The sequence below is a fragment of the Streptomyces sp. NPDC057743 genome (assembly GCF_042798755.1).
Classification (GTDB): Bacteria; Actinomycetota; Actinomycetes; order Streptomycetales; family Streptomycetaceae; genus Streptomyces.
Window position 1 is genome coordinate 1 of record NZ_JBHVJX010000122.1, and the last position, 1,413, is coordinate 1,413.

Annotated in this window: 3 protein-coding genes; all 3 read right to left on the minus strand. The window is 65.3% G+C overall.

Annotated elements, in window-relative coordinates; all coding sequences use genetic code 11:
* Nucleotides 1-122: 122 nt before the first annotated feature.
* The 3 genes from ACFVFQ_RS38750 to ACFVFQ_RS38760 all read right to left on the minus strand — a co-directional run bounded on the left by ACFVFQ_RS38750 (nt 123) and on the right by ACFVFQ_RS38760 (nt 1,140).
* Nucleotides 123-644 carry an IS3 family transposase gene (locus ACFVFQ_RS38750; RefSeq protein ID WP_383425421.1) on the minus strand — a complete coding sequence of 174 codons (522 nt, stop codon included), beginning with the start codon at nt 642-644 and terminating at the stop codon, nt 123-125.
* The gene (locus tag ACFVFQ_RS38755) at nt 645-806 is read right to left on the minus strand and encodes a hypothetical protein (RefSeq protein WP_383425423.1); all 162 of its coding nucleotides are present in this window, start codon (nt 804-806) and stop codon (nt 645-647) included.
* Between the two features lie 91 nt (nt 807-897).
* Nucleotides 898-1,140, minus strand: a complete 243-nt coding sequence (locus tag ACFVFQ_RS38760; protein ID WP_383425424.1) for a transposase — start codon at nt 1,138-1,140, stop codon at nt 898-900.
* Nucleotides 1,141-1,413: the final 273 nt, after the last annotated feature.

Consider the following 1,413-nt stretch of genomic DNA (forward strand, 5'->3'; position numbering starts at 1 on the left):
CCCTCGGCTGAACCCGCGCCATGAACCAGTTCAAGATCCGGTTCGGCGACCGGCACCCCTCTGACCAACATCAACAGACAGTAACCAAAGACAGGGACCGGGACCATCAAGCACAACACCGATCACACACAAGCCAGTTGACATCCCCGCTGGTGGATGTACTCGACCTTGAGGACGCTGTTGAACGCCTCGCTCACGGCATTGTCGAAACAAGATCCGACTCTGCCCATGGACTGGATCACGCCGAGCTTGCGGCAGGCCCGCCGGAATTTCCCCGAGCAGTATTCGCTGCCCCTGTCCGTATGCATGATCACGCCACGGACGTCGCCACCTCGGGTGGCCGCGGCATGTGCAGGGACGCGACAACGAGTTCGGCATCGTGCCAGGCGCCCATCGCCATATCCGAGCAGCCGACGGGAGAACAGATCGATGACGGTGGCAAGGTAGAGCTTGCCCTCGTCGGTGTCGATCTCGGTCATGTCGCCCGCCCAGACGAGGTCGGGCTCCTCGGTGCTGAAGTCGCGGCGCACGAAGTCCGGGGCCGCCTCCCGCTTGCCCGGCCGGGTCAGGCCCCGGCGCCGGCGGATCTTCCGCCCGGCCAGGCCGAGTTCGGCCATCAGCTTGGCGACGGTGTTCACCGACACCTACCATCCTCGGCGGATCAGCTCGATGAATACCTTCGGCGAGCCGTAGGTGCCGCCCCAGTCGCGGAAGATCTCCTCGATCTCCTCTGCCAGGTGCTGTCGGCGTATCTCCCGCGCGGTGGGCGGACGGTCGCGCCACTTGTAGAACCACGACTCCGACACCCCAAAGCGCGTCAGGCGGCGCGGTACGGAATCTTCTGCTCGGCCTTGCAGCTGCTGATCACCCCGACCGCGACGGCCGGGGCCACGTCAGCTACTTCACCCACAAGGCCACGAATCGCTTGCACACATCATGCTCCCTCTCCAGCTCATGGATGCGCTTGTCCTTCTCCCCCGCCTCGGCCCGCAGCCGCTCCAGCTCCGACCGCTCACTCTCCCGCAGACGACCACCAGGCGGCTCGGCCACCGGCCGGTCCGACGACGGCGAGCCGTTACGCCGAGCCCGCGACACCCAGCTGTGCAGCATCCCGGCATGGATGCCCAGATCCGCAGCCACCTCCGGAATCGCTCCCTCCCGATCCGTACCTCCCCCTCGCGGAACTCCGCATCGTAAAGGCGCTTCTTGGATGCCATGACCTCAACTATCCCTCCGGTCACGGTCTCCACAGTAGGAGGGGAGCTTCACATCAGCCGCCCGCCGCCGCGCCCAAATTTACAGACCCGAGCCCTATCAAAAGTGGTAGGCGATGTAGGTGATTTCGTCGTAGAGCTGGTTGGCTGGGTGCGTCATGCTTCCCCCGGGCGTCCTCCGGGGGCGGTGAAGTGGGTG